The following is an 18678-nucleotide window of genomic DNA, read 5'->3' as shown; positions in this document are numbered from 1 at the left end:
TTACTCACCAAATCTCACTTCGTTGACATTCGGTTCCGGTAGTGTGTTCTTGCAGCGACGTGCCCGCGCTGCGCTGCCGCGGTAATATCACTGGACACGGGTGAGCTGCCATGAAAAAAAGCGGCTGCCGGTGAGGGCATCCGCTTTTCAGTCACGGGCCAGGCGCTTACGCCAGCTCGGTGATGAACTGCTCGCGCGCAGGGCGCACTTTTTTCAGGTCCACCAGCCAGTCGCCCTCGTCGGCGCGGTAGCCCAGCGGCAGCATGACGACGGAACGCAGGCCTTTTTCGCGCAGATTCAGGATTTCATCGACCTTGGCCGGATCAAAACCTTCCATTGGCGTCGAATCGACTTTTTCCTGCGCCGCGGCGATCAGGGCCGTGCCCACGCCGATATACGCCTGGCGCGCCGCGTGCTGGTAGTTGGTTTCCGCATCGCGCTGCGGATACGTGGCCAGGATTTGCTGGCGGTAGGCTTCCCAGCCTTCGTTCTTGAAGCCGCGCACGGTATTGACCAGGTCAAACATCTTGTTGATGCGTTCAACCGTGTAATTGTCCCAGGCAGCAAACACCAGCAGGTGCGAGGCGTCTGTCACTTGCGACTGGTTCCATGCATGCGGCTTGATCTGCTCGCGCAGGGCCGGATTCGTCACGACGAATACTTCATACGGGTGCAGACCGCTGGAGCTGGCTGTCAGGCGCACGGCTTCCAGAATGCGCTCGACCTTGTCTTGCGGCACCGTTTTCGTCGGGTCCATCTTCTTGGTGGCGTAGCGCCATTGCAGTGTTTCGAGCAAATCGGACATGTAAGTCCCTTTCATAATGAATAGTTCAGATTGGAAATGATAGCGGATTCAGGCATTTCAAGTGCAAAGGGCCAAAGAACTTGTATAGCGCACTCAAACGGGGTTGTCTACAGGCCAAGCATGGCAAGCTCATGCTGTGGATAGCGCGCGCCCTGCACGCTGGCGGGCGCAAAGGCGGCGCCGATGGCGGCCAGTTCGGTTTCGCTCAGGGTGATCTGCGCAGCAGCCACATTCTCTTCCAGGTGCGTCACGCTGCGGGCGCCAGGAATGGGCACGAGATCGGCGCCCTGGGCCAGCAGCCAGGCCAGTGCCAGCTGGGCCGCTGTGGCGCCGCGCGCCGCCGCCAGGCGCTGCAGCTCGGCAATCATGTGCGCGTTGGCCGCCATCGCCAGCGGCTGGAAACGGGGCAGGCTGTGGCGGTAGTCATCCGGCGCCAGTGCGGCGCTGGACGTGAGCTGGCCCGTCAGGAAGCCCCGGCCTAGCGGGCTGTAGGGGACGAAGCCGACGCCCAGCGCGCGGCAGGCCGGCAGCACTTCGGCTTCCACGTCGCGGCTCCACAGCGAATACTCGGATTGTACGGCCGCAATCGGGTGCACGGCGTGGGCGCGGCGCAGGGTGGCGGCCGATACTTCCGACAGCCCCAGGTTGCGCACCTTGCCCGCGCGCACCAGATCGGCCATGGCGCCCACGACGTCCTCGATGGGCACGGCGGGGTCCACGCGGTGCTGGTACAGCAGGTCGATACACTCGATGTCCAGCCTGGACAGCGATGCTTCCACGGCGCGGACGATGTGCTCGGGGCGGCTGTCCACGCCCGCCATGCGTTCCACACCCTGGCCGTGGGGCAAGATCTTGAAGCCGAACTTGGTGGCCACACTGACCTTGACTTTGCCGCGCAGCTGCTTCAGGGCGCGGCCCACCAGCTCTTCGTTGGCGTAGGGGCCGTAGACTTCCGCCGTATCGATCAGGGTGACGCCCAGTTCCACGGCGCGGTGCAGCACGCGCAGCGAGGTGGCTTCGTCGGCGCCGCCGTAGGCAAAGCTCATGCCCATGCAGCCCAGGCCGATGGGGGCGACGCGCAAGCCGGACTTGCCCAATGTTCTGTATTCCATTTCCATTCCTCGTCAAAAAAGATGCAATGAGTATGGACGAAGCAACAGCATGCGATAAGATCACTTATTCTACATGTATTACTGAATATGGCTCATTAATCTTTTTCCTCCATCATGGCTGACCTTAATGAATTGACGGCCTTTGCCGCCGTCGCCCGCCTGCGCAGCTTTCGCAAGGCGGCCCTCGAACGGGGCGTGTCCGCCTCGGCCCTGAGCCATGCGCTGCGCACGCTGGAAGAGCGCCTGGGCGTGCGCCTGCTGAACCGCACCACGCGCAGCGTCACGCCGACCGAGGCGGGGCAGCAGTTGCTGGCGCGCCTGGCGCCGGCCATGCGCGAAATCGATGATGCCTTGCTGGACCTGAGCACCTTGCAGGATGTGCCTGCAGGCAAGCTGCGCCTGAACGTGCCCCGTCCGGCCGCGCGGCTGCTGCTGGCGCCCATGCTGAGCTGTTTTGTGGCCCGCTATCCGCGCGTGCAAGTGGAACTGGTTACCGATGACGGCATGATCGATATCGTGCGCGACGGTTTTGACGCGGGCATCCGCTTCGGCGAGCAGGTGGCGGCCGATATGATTGCCGTGCCTGTGGGCGCGCCGCAACCGTTCTTGGTGGTGGCGTCGCCCGCCTACCTGGCTGCGCATGGCGCACCGGCCACGCCGCACGCGCTACTGGAGCATGCCTGTATCGGTCGGCGTTTTCCCAGCGGGCGCCAGTATGCGTGGGAGTTCGGGCAGGAGGGGGAAGCCGTCAGCATCGCCGTCAGCGGTCCGCTGGTATTCGACGATGATGAGCTGATGCTGCGCGCGGCCCGCGATGGCGCGGGACTGGCGTATGTGTACGAGGCCGATGCGCGCGCCGATATCGCGGCGGGGCGCCTGGTCAATGTGCTGGAGCGCTGCTTGCCGCCGCCGTCCCGTTACTTCCTGTATTACCCCAGCAGGCGGCAGATGCCGGCCGTATTGCGCGCCTTTGTCGACATGCTGCGTGCGCCGCCGGTGTAGTCAGCCGGTGGCCGGCGGCGCGCCATGCTCGACCGGCCACTTGATCGTAAACAGGCTGCCGCCCGCCTTGCCGCGCGTGCACACCGCGCTGCCGCCATGGGCCCGGGCGATGGCTTCGACCACGGCCAGCCCCAGGCCGCTGCCCGCGTTCAGGTCGACACGCGCGCTGTCGCCGCGGCGGAACGCCTCGAACACGTGCGGCGCCAGTTCCTCGGCAATACCGGGACCCGCATCCTCGACGCTCAGGTAGTACTGGCCGGCCTGTACGCGGGTGCGCAGGCGCAGCAGGCCCGGATGCGCATAGCGGCGCGCGTTGTCGAGCAGGGCCAGCACGATTTGCCGGATGCGCGCGGCGTCGCAGCAGACGGGATGGTCGGACAGGTGCAACTGCAGGGAAAAGCCGGCCGCTTCCATGTCCGGCGCCAGCAGGCGGCCCACTTCCTCGATTTCCAGCGTCAGGTCCGTCCACGCCATGCGCAGCTGCATGTAGCCGCTGTCGGCCAGGCTCAGGGTGCGCAAGTCCTCGATCAGGCGGCCCAGGTCCTCGACTTGCGATAGCAGGCTGGAAAACGGCACTTCTTCGGGCTTGAAGACGCCGTCGACCACACCCTGCAAGGTGCCGCGCAGGATGGTCACGGGCGTGCGCAGTTCGTGCGCGATGGCGGCATTCCACGTCTCGCTTTCCTTGGCCGCCCGCTGCAGGCGCTCGGCCATGCTGTTGAAGTCATCGACCAGCATGGCCGTCTCGCCCAGGCTGCGGTCGCCCGCGAAGGCGCGCGCGGACAGGTCGCCATGCGCCACGCGGCGCACGCTGTCCATCACCGAATTGATGGGTTTCAGGATGCGCGAAGCGAGTTTGATGGCGAAAAACGCGGCCAGCAGCAAGCCGAAGATGGTGATGGCGAAGATCCACAGCCACTCGACGGTACTGGGCGACCAGTCGTCGGGTTCGGACAGCATGTTGGGGTCGATCTTGAAGGCGACGGCAAAGAAGATCCATGAACCCATCCAGATGAGCAGGATGCTGCTGACCATCAGCACGGACATCGACAGCACGATCTGCCGGTTCAAGCCTGTGAAGCGCATCAGTCGCTTTCCAGCCGGTAACCTACGCCGCGCAGGCTGGCCGGCATGTTCATGACGCCCGCTTCCTCGAGCTTCTTGCGCAGCTTGCTGACATGGCTGTCCACCGTGCGTTCCAGCGAATTGCTCTCGGGCATGCACGACTCCAGCAATTCCAGGCGGCTGCAGACGCGCCGCGGCGTGCGCGCCAGGTGGGCCAGCAGGCGAAATTCCGTCAGCGTCAGGCTGAGCATGAGGGGCTGGGGCGCGCCTTCGCGCAGCACGCTGGCCACATACGTTTCCTGGTCGATCTCGATGGGGCCGCAGCGCAGGCGCTGGCCGCCCACCGGGTGGTGGCGCACGCGCGAGCGGCGCAGCACGGCCGCCACGCGCGCCACCACTTCGGCTGGATTGAAGGGCTTGATGATGTAGTCGTCGGCGCCCACGCGCAGGGCGGCCAGCTTGTCCGCATCCTGGTCGCGCGCCGTGAGCATGATGACGGGCGTTTCGCCGCGCCGCCGCACTTCCGTCAGCACGCCCCAGCCATCGACCTTGGGCATTTGCACGTCGAGCAGCAGCAGGTCCGGCGCCAGCGCCAGGTGCTGCTGCAGCGCTTCCTGGCCGTCCAGGGCGAAGGCCGTGCGGTAGCCATCTCGCTCCAGATAACCGGCGAGGATGCGGGCGATTTGCGGTTCATCTTCAGCGATCAGGACGAGGGCGGAAGGGGGTGTGGTGGCAAGAAACGAGGGCTGCGTGGCGCTGTGATGATAGTTCATATAAATAGTCTAGCATTCTTCGCGCTCTCCATCGAATCTCCACATTTCTTTGACGAAACATCCACGCAAGGCTTTTATGCTGCGCTTATCTGTCGACCGGACCGCCGGTTGGGATCCGCCATAGAGAAAAGTCATGCCAGTCAAGTACCTCGCCAGGAAAAACATATTCATCGCCGCGGCACTGCTCAGCCTTGCCGCCTGTTCCAAACCCGCGCCGGAAGAAGGCGCCGCACCGCCCGCCGCCGTGACGGTGCTCAAGCTGCAAGCGGCGCCCGTGGTCCTCAGCGACGAATTGCCGGGCCGCGTGGCCGCCTTCCGCACGGCCGATATCCGCCCGCAGGTGGGCGGCATCGTGCTGCGTCGCCAGTTCGAGCAGGGCGCCGAAGTGAGGGCGGGGCAGAAGCTGTTCCAGCTCAACCCCGCGCCGTTCCAGGCGGAAGTCGATTCGGCCGCCGCCGCCCTGCAGCATGCGGTGGCCACGGCGAACCGCGCCAGCAGCCAGGCCGACCGTTTGAAACCGCTGGTGGAGGCGGACGCCATCAGCCGCCAGGCATATGACGATGCAGTCGCCCAGCGCGAGCAAGCCGTGGCCACCGTGGCGCAGGCGCGGGCCAGCCTCGCGCGCCGCCGCCTGGACCTGGCCTTTGCCAGTATCGAGGCACCGATTGCCGGGCGCATCGGCTCCGAACTGGTGACCGAAGGCGCGCTCGTGGGCCTTGCCGATGCAACGCCGATGGCGCGCATCCAGCAAATCGACAAGGTGTATGTCGACGTGCGCCAGCCAGCCGCCGCGCTGGCAGCGCTGCAAGCCTCAGGCAACGGAGGCGCTGACAAGCTGCCCGTGACGATCCTGGGCGCGGACGGCCAGCCGCATCCCGTGACGGGGCGCATCCTGTTCTCGGGCATCAGCGTCGATGCGGGCACGGGCGACGCCGTCATCCGCGTGCTGGTCGACAATCCGCAGCGCCAGCTCTTGCCGGGCATGTTCGTGCGAGCCCGCATCGCCCGCGCCGTGCAGGCAAATGGCGTGCTCGTGCCGCAGCAAGCCGTCTTGCGCAGCAGCGATGGCCAGGCGCAGGCCTGGGTGCTCGATGACACGCACAAAGCCAGCCTGAAACCGATTGCCGTGGGCGACGTGGTCGAGCACCAGTATGTGGTCAACGGCGGATTGAAGGCAGGTGAAACCGTCGTCATCGAAGGCCAGGAACGCTTGCAACCAGGCGCCACCGCCGCGCCCCAACCGTGGAAGCGCGCCGCCGCCGTTGCCAAAGCACCTCCCGTCAGCGCCGTGCGCTGACCCGTACGCATTGAAAGTGTACTTACTGAAAGTGGTTTAATCACATGCCTCAATTTTTCATCAACCGCCCCGTCTTTGCGTGGGTGGTGGCGGTCTTCATCGTCCTGTTCGGACTGATCGCCATACCGCAATTGCCGATTGCGCGCTTTCCTTCCGTGGCGCCGCCTAGCGTCAGCATCAGCGCCAACTACCCTGGCGCCACGCCGCAAACCATGAACGATTCCGTGGTGGGCCTGATTGAACGCGAGCTGTCTGGCGTCAAGCACCTGCTGTATTTCGAGTCGTCCACCGATACGTCGGGTTCGGCCTCGATCACCGTCACTTTCCAGCCCGGCACCGATCCGGAAATGGCGCAGGTGGATGTACAAAACCGCCTGAAAGCCATCGAACCGCGCCTGCCGCAAGCCGTGCGGCAAAATGGCCTGACGGTGGAATCTGCGTCGTCGGGCTTTTTGATGATCGTCAGTTTGATCTCCGAGAATGGCCAGCACGATGAAGTAGCGCTGGGCGACTACCTGGCGCGCAATGTGACGGAAGAACTGCGCCGCATTCCCGGCGTGGGCAAGGTGCAGCTGTTCGGCTCCGAGCGGGCCATGCGCATCTGGGTGGACCCGGCCAAACTGGTATCGTACAACATCGCCATGGGCGAGCTGACGGCCGCCATCGCGCAGCAAAATGCGCAGATTGCGCCCGGCCGCCTGGGCGACTCGCCCGCCGTCGAAGGCCAGCGTGTCACCATTCCGCTGACGGTGCAGGGCCAGCTGCAAACGCCGGCCGAATTTTCCGCCATCGTGCTGCGCGCGAATGCGGATGGCTCGAAAGTGACGATTGGCGACGTGGCGCGCGTGTCCTTGGGGGCGCAAAGCTTCAACTTCAGCATCCGCGAAAACGGACAAGCCGCGTCTGGTGCCGCCATCATGCTGTCGCCGGGCGCCAACGCCGTGCAGACGGCGGCGGCCGTGCGTGCGCGCATGGCCGAGCTGGCGCACACCATGCCTGCCGGGATCAAGTACTCGGTGCCGTTCGACACGGCGCCGTTCGTGAAAATCTCGATTGAAAAGGTCATCGTCACCTTGCTGGAAGCGATGGTGCTGGTGTTCCTTGTCATGTACCTGTTCCTGCAAAAGATACGCTACACGCTGATTCCCGCCATCGTCGCGCCGATTGCCCTGATGGGCACTTTTACGGTGATGCTGCTGGCCGGCTATTCGGTCAACGTACTGACCATGTTCGGCATGGTGCTGGCCATCGGCATCATCGTCGATGACGCCATCGTGGTCGTGGAGGCGGTGGAGCGCCTGATGGCCACCGAAGGCTTGTCGCCAAAGGAAGCGACGTCGAAAGCAATGCGCGAAATCACGGGCGCCGTGGTCGGCATCACTCTGGTGCTGACTGCCGTGTTCATCCCCATGGCCTTGGCCAGCGGTTCCGTGGGCGCCATCTACCGCCAGTTTACGCTGGCCATGGCCGTGTCGATCCTGTTTTCGGCGTTTTTGGCGCTGACCCTGACGCCGGCCCTGTGCGCCACCATGCTGAAACCGATCGGCCCGCACGACCACGATAAAAAGGGATTCTTCCTGTGGTTCGACCGCCAGTTCGAGCGCATGACGGCCCGCTATGAAAAGGGCGTGGTGGCGATGCTGAAACGCGCCGGCCGTTCGATGGTGCTGTATGGCGCCATCGTCGCGGCGCTGGGCGTGGCCTTCATGCAGCTGCCATCGGCCTTTTTGCCCGAGGAAGACCAGGGCTATTTCATCACCTCGATCCAGCTGCCGTCCGACGCCACCATGGAGCGCACGCTCGATGTCGTCAAACTGTATGAGCAGCACGTGGCCACGCGACCCGGCATTGAGGTGAATCAATCGATCCTCGGCTTCAGCTTTTCCGGCGCGGGACCAAATGCGGGCCTGGCGTTCACCATGCTGAAGGACTGGAAAGAGCGCAAGGGCGCCACGGCGCAGGAAGAAGTGGCGCTGGCGCAGGCCGCCATGTCGCAGGCGAAGGAGGGCGTGATCATGAGCCTGATGCCGCCCGCCATCGATGAACTGGGCAACTCGTCCGGCTTTTCCCTGCGCCTGCAAGACCGCGCCAACCAGGGTATCAACGCTTTGCAGACGGCGCAGAACCAGTTGCTGGGCCTGGCCGCGCAAAGCAGCAAGGTGGCGGGCGTGTATCCGGACGGCTTGCCGCCCGGCGCCAGCGTGCGCCTCAATATCGACCGCACCAAGGCCGAGGCATTGGGCGTGTCATTTACAGCCATCGCCGACATGCTGACGGCGGCCATGGGCTCGACCTATGTCAATGATTTCCCGAATGCTGGCCGCATGCAGCAAGTGATCATCCAGGCCGATGCTGCCGCGCGCATGCAGTTGAACGACGTGCTGGCCTTGCGCATCCGCAACAACGCGGGCGGCATGGTGGCCTTGGGCGAGCTGGTGCGCCCCGTGTGGAGCGAATCGCCGCTGCAACTGGTGCGCTACCAGGGTTATCCGGCGGCGCGCATTTCGGGCAGCGCGGCGCCCGGCGTGTCCAGCGGCGACGCCATGCTGGAAATGGAACGTCTGGTGAAACAGCTGCCGCCCGGCTTCACGCTGGCGTGGACGGGACAGTCGCTGCAAGAGAAGGAATCGGCCTCGCAGGCGCCCATGCTGATGGCGCTGTCGATGCTGGTGGTCTTCCTCGTGCTGGCGGCCCTGTATGAAAGCTGGTCGATTCCCGTCTCCGTGATGCTGGTGGTGCCGCTGGGATTGCTTGGCGCCGTGCTGGCCGTGATGGTGCGCGGCATGCCGAACGATGTGTTCTTCAAGGTGGGCATGATCACGATCATCGGCCTGTCGGCGAAGAATGCCATTTTGATCGTCGAATATGCGCGCCAGTTGCAGGCGCAGGGCAAGGGGCTGGTCGAAGCGACGGTGGAAGCGGCCCGCTTGCGTCTGCGCCCGATTCTGATGACGTCTTTGGCGTTCGCGCTGGGCGTCGTGCCGCTGATGCTGGCCACGGGCGCCAGCGCCGAGACGCAGCATGCAATCGGCACGGGCGTGTTCGGCGGCATGATCACCGCCACCGTGCTGGCCGTGTTCTTCGTGCCCGTGTTCTTTGTCGTGGTGCTGGGCGCCGTGGACAAGATGGGCAGGTACTTCAACAAACGCAGTAATCGCATCGCCGTCAAGGCGGTGGAAGGAGAGTTGTAATGCGTTTATTTTTTATTACGCCGCTGGCTGCGCTGGCCTTGTCGGCGTGTTCCTTGACGCCGCCGCTGGTCAAGCCGGCGCCGCCCATTCCCGCCAGTTATGAGGCGACGCCGCCAGTGGCGCCAGGCATGGCTGACACTGCGGCCGACCTGGGCTGGCGCCAGATGCTGCTCGATGCGCGCCTGCAGCGCCTGGTCGACATCGCACTGGAAAACAACCGCGACTTGCGCGTGGCCTCGCTGAACGTGGAAGCCGTGCGGGCCCAGTACCAGATCCAGGATGCGGGCCGCACTCCGGCCATCGGCGCCAATGCGGGCGGTGTGCGCCAGCGCGGCACCGATGCGGTGACACAGAATCAGTTCACTTCGGGCATCGCCATGAGCGCGTTCGAGATCGACCTGTTCGGCCGCCTGCGTTCCCTGTCGGACGCCGCGTTTGCCCGCTACCTGGCCACGCAGCAGGGCCAGCGCGCCGCGCACATGGCCCTGATCGGGGCCGTGGCCGATGCCTACCTGGAACAGCGGCTGGCGGAAGAGCAACTGGCGCTGGCCCGGCAAACCCTGGCCGACTGGCGCCAGGCTTTGATCTTGACGCAGCGCCTGCACGGCGCGCAGCAGGGCAGTGGCCTGGACGTGGCGCAGGCCGAAGGGCAGGCCGCCACGGCGGAAGCGGATGTGCAGGCCCGGGAGCGGGCCAGCGCCTTGGCGCGCAACAACCTGGAGCTGCTGCTGGGCGCGCCCCTGCCAGCAGATTTGCCGGCCGGCCGCGCACTCGACGGCCAGCCCGTGCTGACGCAGCTGCCGCCCGGGCTGCCGTCGGACTTGCTGGTGCGCCGGCCCGATATTTTGCAAGCCGAGTACACGCTGGTGGCGGCAAATGCGGAAATCGGCGCCGCCCGCGCCGCCTTCTTCCCCCGTCTATCCTTGACGGCGTCGCTGGGCATGGCCAGCCCGGAACTCGGTGACCTGTTCCGTGGCAGCGCGCGCAGCTGGTCGTTCGCGCCGCAAATCACCCAGCCCCTGTTCCAGGGCGGCCAGCTGCGCGCGGAGCTGCAACTGTCGCGCCTGCGCAAGGACGTGGCCGTGCTGCAGTACGAGCAAGCGATCCAGGCGGCGTTTCGCGACGTGCGCGACGGCCTGGCCGGCAGCGCCACGTATGCGCAACAAATCGATGCGCAGCAGCGCGTGGTGGTGGCGGCGCAGCAGCGCCAGCGCCTGTCGCAGCTGCGCTACGACGCGGGCCAGGACAGTCGCCTGGAATTGCTGGATGCGCAGCGCCAGTCCTATGCGGCCCAGCAAACCTTGCTCGACGTGCGGCGCGACCAGTTCAAGTCGGCCGTGGCCCTGTACAAGGCGCTGGGGGGAGGGCTGGAAGAGTAGTCGCTGCGCGGGCCTGGCCCGTACACGCCCCGATCGATCGCTTGCGCGCCAGGCTCCAGCCCGTCGTGTGTTTGGCTGCTGGCTGGCCGTCCGCCTGGTGCAGGCTGTAGGTCCAGAGGCTTTCCGTCAAGCGCAGCTTGAACTGCTCGTTCGGCATGTCATTGGGATGGGTTTGCAACTCGATTTCGCTGATCAGGGCGTCGCGCAGGGCGATGGCGATGACGGGGCGCCCCTGTGTGCGCGCCGCGTTGCTGACGTCTGTCGTTCACTGCTGCTGTATGCCCTGGCCCTGGTGCAGCGAAACCAGTTCCATGCAGTTCGTCCTATCCTGGAATGTGGCGCCATCGCCCCAGATGGCATCGTTGCCACTGCTGACCTCGTGTTCGGCGCCTTGCCGAACACGAGGTCAGGGTTGGCGGGTTCCAGCAAAATCAAATCCATGACGCGCTCCTCCGCCTGATGTCAGGCGCCGCCGTGCGACAGGCAGCCCTTGTACCGATGTGGCCTGGCCCAGCCTGCTTCGCTGGCCTGGTCGACAAAACAGATGGTCAGCTGCGCAAAGCCTTGCGAGGTGAAATACACGCTGGCCGTGGCATCCTGGCGCTCACGGGTGATGAACCACTGCGCGTCGCCATGCGCCAGGCCCAGGCTGGCAACGCGGTGCACGAACAAGTCGGCGTTGCCGCGCGGCACGATGGCCACCCGCAAGTCGGCTTCGGCCATGTTGTTGGTCTGAAAGATGCGCGCCACTGTCCTGCCCCCTGTTTCAATCGTGCCTGCGACTATACATCGATTATGTTGCTTAACGACAATCAAAAACGGCGGTGGAGACACTTTTTTTCCACCGCTGCATCCAAAAGCGCGCATGGGGGGTAGTACCGGGGTGCGCTCGCTGCAACAGCGGCTTGGGCGGCACTTCCATTCACTCACTTACCGGAGTCACGCTCATGTCCACACTGCCATCCTTGCCATTTGCCAAGCTGTTGCTCGCTTCGGCCGTCGCCATCACCTTGTCCGCCTGCGGGGGCGGCGACAGCCACGATGATGTCGTCGTCGCGCCCCCGCCGCCCCCGCCGCCAGCGGTCGTCACGGGCGACGTGTTTGTGCTAACGGCCAGCAATAAACTGTTGTCGTTCGACCGCGCCGCGCCGGGCACCATTCGCAGCGCGGTCACCGTGACAGGCTTGCAGGCGGGGGAAAACCTGCTGGGCATCGATTTCCGGCCCGCCGATGGCCAGCTGTATGGCGTCGGCAGCACGGGCCGCATCTACACCTTGAATGGCAGCACGGGCGCCGCCACCGTGAAAGCCAGCCTGGCGGCCGATGCGGCCGACACTACGGCGCCCTACACGGCGCTGGCCGGCACGGAATTTGGCGTCGATTTCAACCCCGTCGCCGACCGCCTGCGCATCGTCAGCAACACGGGCCAGAGCCTGCGCATCAATGTCGATACGGGCGCCACCACCACGGATGGCAACATTAATGGCGGCGTGGCCAGCACCGCCATCACGGCCGCCGCCTATACCAACAGTTTCGCCGGCACGGCCAGCACCACTTTATTTGTCATCGATGGGGTCAACGCCACCCTGTACACGCAAAATCCGCCGAACAACGGCACCCTGGCCGGCGCCGTGCCGCTGGGCGTCACCGCCACGGCGGTGGCCGGTTTCGACATCGATGCGCGCACGAACACGGGCTACGCCGTCATGACGGTGGCCGGTGCGCGCAATCTGTACAGCGTCAACCTGGCGGCGGCCAGCGCCCCGGCGACCCTGGTAGCGGCCATCGGCGTGACGGAAGAGCTGCGCGGCATCGCCTTGACGCCGCTGGCGGCGCCCGTCGCCTACGGCTTGACGGACGATGGCCGCGTCGTTACCTTCAAGACGGCTACGCCAAACACGCTCGATGCCAACGTGGCCGTCACGGGCCTGGCGGCGGGCGAGCGCCTGCTGGGCTTTGACATTCGTCCCAAGGATGGCCTGCTGTACGGGATATCCTCGACGGGCCGTATCGTCACCATCGACCCGGCTACGGGCGCCGTCACCGTCAAGGCGACGCTGGCGGCCGACGCGGCGGACGCCAGCGCGCCATACACGGCCATTGCCGGCACTGCCTTTGGCGTGGATTTCAACCCTGTCGCCGACCGCCTGCGCGTGATCGGTAACACGGGGCAAAGCCTCCGCATCAATGTCGATACGGGCGCCACCACCACCGATGGCGCCATCAACCGGGCGGGTACGGCGCCTGTCGTTACGGCAGCGGCCTATACCAACAGCTTTGCGGGCACGGTGACGACCATGCTGTTCGATATCGACACGGCCAGCGCCAGTCTCGCGCTGCAAAACCCGCCGAATGACGGCACCCTGGTCAATGTGGGGTTGCCGGGCGCGCTCGGTGTCGCCGTGGCGGGCGACGTAGGCTTCGATATCGCGGGCGGCGCCAACGGGCTGGCACTGGCGGTCCTGCGCACGGCGGCCGGCGGCCCCAGCTCGCTGTACCGCATCGACCTGGCGACGGGGGCGGCGGTGCTGAGCGGCGGTGCGGCCACGCCGGCCCTGTCGGCTATCGGCAATGGGACGGTGGGATTGAGCGATATCGCCATCGCACTGAAATAGGGCAGCTTCGCCGCAGCCTTTGCATCCATTCAATAATTCCAGTATTATGGAATTATTGTTGACATTCACAGGCTGCGGCGCATGGTGCCCGCGATGCCGCATCGCACGGGACCCTAGCCGCATGCTGACCGCTTTCCTCATCTTTCTCGCTACCCTGATCCTCGTCATCTGGCAACCGCGCGGCCTGGGTATCGGCTGGAGCGCCGTCATCGGCGCTTGCGTCGCCTTGCTGGCCGGCGTGATCCACTGGGGCGACATCCCCGTCGTCTGGCATATCGTGTGGAACGCCACCGGCACCTTCGTCGCCGTGATCATCATCAGCCTGCTGCTGGACGCGGCCGGCTTCTTTGAATGGGCCGCCTTGCACGTGGCGCGCTGGGGTGACGGCAGCGGGCGCAAGTTGTTTGTCTTGCTGGTCTTGCTGGGCGCCGCCGTGTCCGCCGTGTTCGCCAACGATGGGGCCGCGCTGATCCTGACGCCCATCGTCATCGCCATGTTGCGGGCGCTGAAGTTTTCCACCAGGGCCACGCTGGCCTACGTGATGGCGGCCGGTTTCATCGCCGACACGGCCAGCTTGCCGCTGGTGGTGTCGAACCTGGTGAATATCGTCTCGGCCGATTTCTTCAAGATCGGCTTTGCCGAGTACGCGTCTGTGATGGTGCCCGTCAACGTCGTCGCCGTGCTGGCAACCTTGGCGGCCTTGCTGCTCTTCTTCCGCCAGGATATTCCACGCGACTATGAAGTGACGCAGCTGAAACGCCCGGACGCCGCCATTCGCGACCTGGCCACCTTCCGCGCCGGCTGGGTGGTGCTGGCGCTGCTGCTGGTGGGCTTTTTTTCCCAGGAACACCTCGGCGTGCCGATCAGCCTGATCGCCGCCGCGGGCGCCGCGCTCCTGCTGGGCGTGGCGGCCAAGGGCCACGTGATTTCCACGCGCCACGTGATCCGCCATGCGCCGTGGCATATCGTTGTCTTTTCGCTGGGCATGTATCTGGTCGTGTATGGCTTGCGCAATGCGGGCTTGACGGCTTACCTGACGGGCATGCTGAATCACTTTGCGCAGTACGGCGTGTGGGGCGCGGCCATGGGCACGGGCGTGCTCACGGCGTTATTATCTTCCGTGATGAACAACCTGCCGACGGTGCTGGTGGGCGCGCTGGCCATCGACCCCACGACGGCGCAGGGAGCTGTGCGCGAAGCAATGATCTACGCGAACGTCATCGGCAGCGACCTGGGGCCGAAGATCACGCCTATCGGCAGCTTGGCTACCTTGCTGTGGCTGCATGTGCTCGACAGCAAGGATATCCACATTTCCTGGGGCTACTATTTCCGTGTCGGCATCGTGCTGACCGTGCCCGTGCTGCTGGTGACCCTGGCGGCATTGGCGCTGCGCCTGGCGTGATGCCAGAGGCGAATATCGTTTACTAGACGATCGGTCAGATTTGTTGCTATACTGGCCGCATGAGCAAAAAATCCTCCGCTGACATGCGCCAGCACCTGATCAATATCGCCAAGGCACTGATGGCAGAGAAGGGCTACACGGCCGTGGGCCTGGCGGAACTGGTGGCGGCGGCCGGCGTGCCGAAAGGTTCCTTTTACTATTATTTCAAGTCGAAGGAAGAGTTTGGGCAAGCCTTGCTCGATGACTATTTCAGCAGCTATCTGCAGACGGTCGACGCCTTGCTGGCGGGGCCTGGCAATGCCCGTGAGCGCCTGCTGGCCTATTTTGACAACTGGAGCGCGACCCAGGCAAGCAGCGCGCCGGAAGGCAAATGCCTGGTGGTCAAGCTGGGTGCCGAAGTGTGCGACTTGTCGGTGGACATGGGCGCCGTGCTGCAGCGAGGCACGGGCGCCATCCTTGAACGCCTGACGCTGTGCGTGGAAGCGGGCCATCTCGACGGTTCCGTGGCGACGACGACGCCGGCGCGGATGCTGGCGGAGTCCCTTTACCAGTTGTGGCTGGGCGCTTCCCTGATGGTCAAGGTCGCCAGGAGCGGCGGGCCGTTCGACTCGGCGATGGTGACCACGCAACGGCTGCTGTCGTAGCCGTTTTTTTTAATCACAAACTAGACGACCGGTCAGTTATGTCGGTTTTTTCTCACAGAACATGAAAGCAATACGATGATCGAGCAGCATGAAAGCGATTTGTTTTCTCCCGTCAAACTGGGTGCGTTGGCCCTGGCGAACCGCATCGTCATGGCGCCGCTGACGCGCAGCCGCATGGACGACGATGGCGTGGCGCTGGCCGTGGCGCCGCGCGAGGCGTATTACGGTGGTGGCGCCCATGGCTACACCGACTGGCTCGCAAGCCCGTACTGATTTCTTTTTCACCCAACTAGGGAGCGCAACATGAACAACACCACTTATGTACAGGATTACCAGGCGATTGTCGCCGTGCTGAATCGATACAATGCGGGCGGCGCGCAGGCCGACAGCAGCATCATGCGCCCGGCTTTCAGCAGCCAGGCCACCATTTTCGGCGTCGATGGCGAAGATAAACTGACGGGCGGGCCTATCGAGGGCCTGTTCGAGATCATCGACAGTGCCTTCCGGCCATCGCCGCAGGCGCAGGCGGCTATCGTGCGCGTCGATATCGTGGGCACGGCCGCCAGTGCGCGCGTCGACACGGATGATATCTCGGGTTTCCGCTTCACCGACTTTTTCAACCTGCTCAAGGTGCAAGGCGAGTGGAGCATCGTCAGCAAAATCTATCACACGCACGCAGGCGCCTGACGCACAGGCGGGTACAGGGGCATCAGATGCTGTATCGTGTGGCGTCGAGCATGCGGGGAGAAGGAATGAAACTGATACTGATAGGCGCCACCGGCCTGGTGGGCCGCGAAGTACTGCGCCTGGCGCTGATGGATGCGCGCGTCAGCAAGGTTGTGGCGCCAGCGCGCAAGGCTTTGCCGACGCATCCAAAACTGGAAGCGCCCGTCGTCGACTTCGATCACTTGCCGCCCGACGCGCCCTGGTGGCAGGCGGATGCCGTCATCTGCACCCTGGGCACGACCATGAAGGTGGCCGGCACGCGGCAGATGTTCATGCGCGTCGACCACGACTATCCCCTGGCCGTGGCGCGCCTGGCACTGGCGGCCGGCACGCGCACGTATGCGCTCAACTCCGCCGCCGGCGCCAACGCCGCTTCGCGCTTTTTCTACAACCGGGTCAAGGGCGAGCTGGAACGCGACCTGGAAGCGCAGGGCTTTGCCTCCCTCACGCATGTGCGCCCCGGCCTGATCGGCGGCGAGCGCGACGTGGCCCGGGCGGGCGAGGGCGCCGCCTTGCGCCTCCTGCGTGTGCTGGGCCCCGTGCTGCCGCGCCGCTGGCGCATCAATCCCGCACCGCGCATCGCCCGTGCCTTGCTGGAGGCGGCCATCGCCGCTGCGCCAGGCGTGCATGTGGTGACGTCGGAACATCTGCTGTGAAGGGCGGAGCCGACTAATTTCCATTCCTGTTTTTGAAAGGATAACAATGCAGACAGTACGTCCTTACCGGGCCAGTGACCGCGATAACTGCCTGGCCCTCTTCGATGGCAATACGCCGCGTTTTTTCGACCTCTCGGAGCGCGCCGGCTTTGCCGCCTGGCTCGATACGTCGACGAACCCGTATCTGGTCATCGAGCGCATCGTCGATGGTGACGCGCGCATCGTCGCCTGCGGCGGCCATGCGCTGGACGCGGGCGGCGCCGTTGCCAGCCTGTGCTGGGGCATGGTGGCGCAGGATCTGCATGGGCAGGGACTGGGCCGCGCGCTGACGCAGGCGCGCCTGGACGCCATCCGTGCCGTGCCGGGAGTCGCCAGCGTGAGCATGAATACCAGCCAGCACACGCAGGGTTTTTATGCGCGCTTCGGTTTTGAGACAGTTAAAGTGACGCCGGACGGCTTCGGGCCAGGCATCGACCAGTGGGATATGCACTTGTCCCTGAAAAACGAGGAGCCTGAACATGGTCATATCGCCCCCGTGCCACTGGAAAAAGCCTATCGCCTGCTCAACCACGGCCCGTCCATCCTCGTCTCTGCCCGCCATGCTGGCATCGACAACGTCATGGCCGCCGCCTGGGCTTGCGCCCTCGATTTTGCGCCACCGAAACTGACCGTGGTGCTGGACAAGGCCACGCGCACGCGCGCGCTGGTCGAGGGCAGTGGCACGTTTGTCATCCAGGTGCCGACGGCGGCGCAGCTGCAACTGACGCATGCCGTGGGCACGCACAGCCTCGACGCGCAGCCCGACAAGCTGGCGCGCGCCGGCGTGCAGCTGTTTCACATGGAAGGTTTTGATTTACCGTTCGTCGCCGGCTGCTCAGCCTGGCTGGCCTGCCGTTTGATTCCCGAGCCGCACAACCAGGCTGCGTATGATCTGTTCATCGGAGAGGTGGTGGGCGCCTGGGCCGATACGCGCGTGTTTCGCGACGGGCATTGGCATTTCGAGGAGGCCGATCCATCCTGGCGCAGCCTGCACTATATCGCGGGCGGGCGCTTTTACGCGATTGGCGAAGCGCTCGACGCGGATACCTAACTAATCGAGGGCGATGATACGGTCGTTTGCTCCGGGCACGCAGCCGTCGGCGATCGGTTCCCAGCCCCGGTGCACCACCACCTGCTTGCCGTCGTGGCAGATTTCCACGCGTTCGCTGGCGGGCAGGCGCTGGCGCGCGAACGCTTCCAGACTGGCCGGCAGGCTCACTGCCAGCTGCATCGTGCCGATGGCCTCCGGCGGATGGTCGTCCATATGTACCAGGGGGACGAAAATCGAACCGAGCATCAGCCAGCGCGCGCCCACGTCGACGGGGGCGGGCGCATACGGCGCGGCGCGCAACCAGTCCTGGGCGCGCGCGCGCAAATCGCTGCCCTCGGCCAGCTCGCCCCAGGCGGCGGCCAGCAATTCCACCACCCATTGATTGCAATTCTGATATTTCAGGCTGAACGCATAGGCGTTGGCGCTGTAGCGGCCAGCCAGCAACTGCTGCACGCGCACCGGGTCGAGCAGGGCGCGGCGCAGGGGCGGCACGGTTTCCGCAGGCAGTTTCACGACAGAGATGTAGCCGAGTGAGGGATTGTCCGTGCCCATGGCGAAACCGGCCGTGCCCTGGTCGAAGATGCGCGGGCGGCCTTCGTCGCAGGCGTAGTAGAGCTGGCGCGCGGACCAGCCCTTGTCATCGTCATGACGCCAGGCCAGCGCAGCGTGCGAATAGCGGATGCCGAAGCGGGCCAGGTCCAGGCCGGAGCGGCTGATCAGGGCCACGCTGCCTTCGCTGGCGGCCAGCTCCTCGCGCACCACGGCGGCAAAGCGCAACAGGCGATCTTGCTCCGTGGCCGTGAGTTCCTGTGCGCGGTCGCAAAAGCGCGATGAGGCGAGCGAAGTAGCTGCCTGGGCGGTGCCAGCCAGGACCAGGGCGGCGCAGCAGGCCAGCAGCCGCGCCAGGTGACGCGAGGTCAA

The 18678-nt window shown here is 65.1% G+C and carries 17 protein-coding genes and 2 pseudogenes; 13 read left to right on the top strand and 6 right to left on the bottom strand.

Annotated features, from left to right (window positions below; all coding sequences use genetic code 11):
- Positions 1-166: 166 nt before the first annotated feature.
- Together ACQ4WZ_RS10690 and ACQ4WZ_RS10685 are read right to left on the bottom strand one after the other, a co-directional pair.
- Positions 167-805, bottom strand: a complete 639-nt coding sequence (locus ACQ4WZ_RS10690) for an NAD(P)H-dependent oxidoreductase (RefSeq protein WP_353657524.1) — start codon at positions 803-805, stop codon at positions 167-169.
- Positions 806-912: 107 nt separating this feature from the next.
- Positions 913-1917 carry an aldo/keto reductase gene (locus tag ACQ4WZ_RS10685; protein WP_133991949.1) on the bottom strand — a complete coding sequence of 335 codons (1005 nt, stop codon included), beginning with the start codon at positions 1915-1917 and terminating at the stop codon, positions 913-915.
- A gap of 114 nt (positions 1918-2031) precedes the next feature.
- Between ACQ4WZ_RS10685 and ACQ4WZ_RS10680 the strand changes: the two genes are divergently transcribed.
- The gene (locus ACQ4WZ_RS10680) at positions 2032-2919 is read left to right on the top strand and encodes a LysR family transcriptional regulator (protein ID WP_133991947.1); all 888 of its coding nucleotides are present in this window, start codon (positions 2032-2034) and stop codon (positions 2917-2919) included.
- Here the strand turns inward: ACQ4WZ_RS10680 and ACQ4WZ_RS10675 are convergent, their stop codons facing one another.
- Together ACQ4WZ_RS10675 and ACQ4WZ_RS10670 are read right to left on the bottom strand one after the other, a co-directional pair.
- Entirely contained in the window at positions 2920-4005 is a 1086-nt protein-coding gene (locus tag ACQ4WZ_RS10675; RefSeq protein ID WP_101481025.1) for an ATP-binding protein, read from the bottom strand. It lies immediately after the preceding gene.
- Entirely contained in the window at positions 4005-4757 is a 753-nt protein-coding gene (locus tag ACQ4WZ_RS10670; protein WP_436573380.1) for a response regulator, read from the bottom strand. Before ACQ4WZ_RS10670 ends, ACQ4WZ_RS10675 begins: the two co-directional genes overlap by 1 nt.
- Positions 4758-4890: 133 nt before the next feature.
- On the opposite strand from ACQ4WZ_RS10670, the gene ACQ4WZ_RS10665 reads away from it, so the two are divergent.
- From ACQ4WZ_RS10665 to ACQ4WZ_RS10650, 4 genes are all read left to right on the top strand, one after another.
- Positions 4891-6054: an efflux RND transporter periplasmic adaptor subunit gene (locus ACQ4WZ_RS10665; RefSeq protein WP_436573379.1), complete on the top strand. Its 1164-nt coding sequence runs from the start codon at positions 4891-4893 to the stop codon at positions 6052-6054.
- A 44-nt stretch (positions 6055-6098) separates the two neighbouring features.
- Positions 6099-9245 (top strand): multidrug efflux RND transporter permease subunit, encoded by a 3147-nt coding sequence (locus ACQ4WZ_RS10660; RefSeq protein WP_436573378.1) that lies wholly within the window; start codon positions 6099-6101, stop codon positions 9243-9245.
- On the top strand, positions 9245-10624 hold the full coding sequence (locus ACQ4WZ_RS10655; protein WP_436573377.1) for an efflux transporter outer membrane subunit: 1380 nt from the start codon (positions 9245-9247) through the stop codon (positions 10622-10624). Before ACQ4WZ_RS10660 ends, ACQ4WZ_RS10655 begins: the two co-directional genes overlap by 1 nt.
- Positions 10625-10796: 172 nt before the next feature.
- Positions 10797-11084 (top strand): hypothetical protein, encoded by a 288-nt coding sequence (locus ACQ4WZ_RS10650; protein WP_436573376.1) that lies wholly within the window; start codon positions 10797-10799, stop codon positions 11082-11084.
- A gap of 2 nt (positions 11085-11086) precedes the next feature.
- Here the strand turns inward: ACQ4WZ_RS10650 and ACQ4WZ_RS10645 are convergent, their stop codons facing one another.
- Complete coding sequence (locus ACQ4WZ_RS10645) at positions 11087-11374, bottom strand: 7(1) septoil knot domain-containing protein (RefSeq protein WP_133991938.1); 288 nt, start codon at positions 11372-11374, stop codon at positions 11087-11089.
- Positions 11375-11571: 197 nt separating this feature from the next.
- Here ACQ4WZ_RS10645 and ACQ4WZ_RS10640 point away from each other — a divergent pair, with 197 nt between their 5' ends.
- The 8 genes and pseudogenes from ACQ4WZ_RS10640 to ACQ4WZ_RS10605 all read left to right on the top strand — a co-directional run bounded on the left by ACQ4WZ_RS10640 (position 11572) and on the right by ACQ4WZ_RS10605 (position 17757).
- Positions 11572-13239: a DUF4394 domain-containing protein gene (locus tag ACQ4WZ_RS10640; RefSeq protein WP_436573375.1), complete on the top strand. Its 1668-nt coding sequence runs from the start codon at positions 11572-11574 to the stop codon at positions 13237-13239.
- A 121-nt stretch (positions 13240-13360) separates the two neighbouring features.
- Positions 13361-14641 carry an arsenic transporter gene (locus ACQ4WZ_RS10635; RefSeq protein WP_436573374.1) on the top strand — a complete coding sequence of 427 codons (1281 nt, stop codon included), beginning with the start codon at positions 13361-13363 and terminating at the stop codon, positions 14639-14641.
- A gap of 59 nt (positions 14642-14700) precedes the next feature.
- Positions 14701-15285, top strand: a complete 585-nt coding sequence (locus ACQ4WZ_RS10630; protein ID WP_436573373.1) for a TetR/AcrR family transcriptional regulator — start codon at positions 14701-14703, stop codon at positions 15283-15285.
- Positions 15286-15360: 75 nt separating this feature from the next.
- A pseudogene (locus tag ACQ4WZ_RS10625) lies at positions 15361-15510 on the top strand (oxidoreductase); the annotation flags it as partial.
- A gap of 78 nt (positions 15511-15588) precedes the next feature.
- Positions 15589-15972, top strand: a complete 384-nt coding sequence (locus tag ACQ4WZ_RS10620; protein ID WP_133991934.1) for a nuclear transport factor 2 family protein — start codon at positions 15589-15591, stop codon at positions 15970-15972.
- Positions 15973-16037: 65 nt separating this feature from the next.
- Positions 16038-16667, top strand: a complete 630-nt coding sequence (locus ACQ4WZ_RS10615) for a Rossmann-fold NAD(P)-binding domain-containing protein (RefSeq protein WP_436573372.1) — start codon at positions 16038-16040, stop codon at positions 16665-16667.
- A 46-nt stretch (positions 16668-16713) separates the two neighbouring features.
- Positions 16714-17151: pseudogene (locus ACQ4WZ_RS10610) on the top strand (GNAT family N-acetyltransferase); the annotation flags it as partial.
- Complete coding sequence (locus ACQ4WZ_RS10605) at positions 17152-17757, top strand: flavin reductase family protein (RefSeq protein ID WP_436573880.1); 606 nt, start codon at positions 17152-17154, stop codon at positions 17755-17757.
- Here ACQ4WZ_RS10605 and ACQ4WZ_RS10600 read toward each other — a convergent pair whose 3' ends face one another.
- Entirely contained in the window at positions 17758-18678 is a 921-nt protein-coding gene (locus ACQ4WZ_RS10600; RefSeq protein ID WP_436573371.1) for a DUF2145 domain-containing protein, read from the bottom strand.

This window comes from Janthinobacterium darwini (assembly GCF_051380905.1).
GTDB lineage: Bacteria > Pseudomonadota > Gammaproteobacteria > Burkholderiales > Burkholderiaceae_D > Janthinobacterium.
The sequence above is the reverse complement of the archived record's forward strand: the minus strand, read 5'-3'. Positions and strand labels throughout refer to the sequence as shown.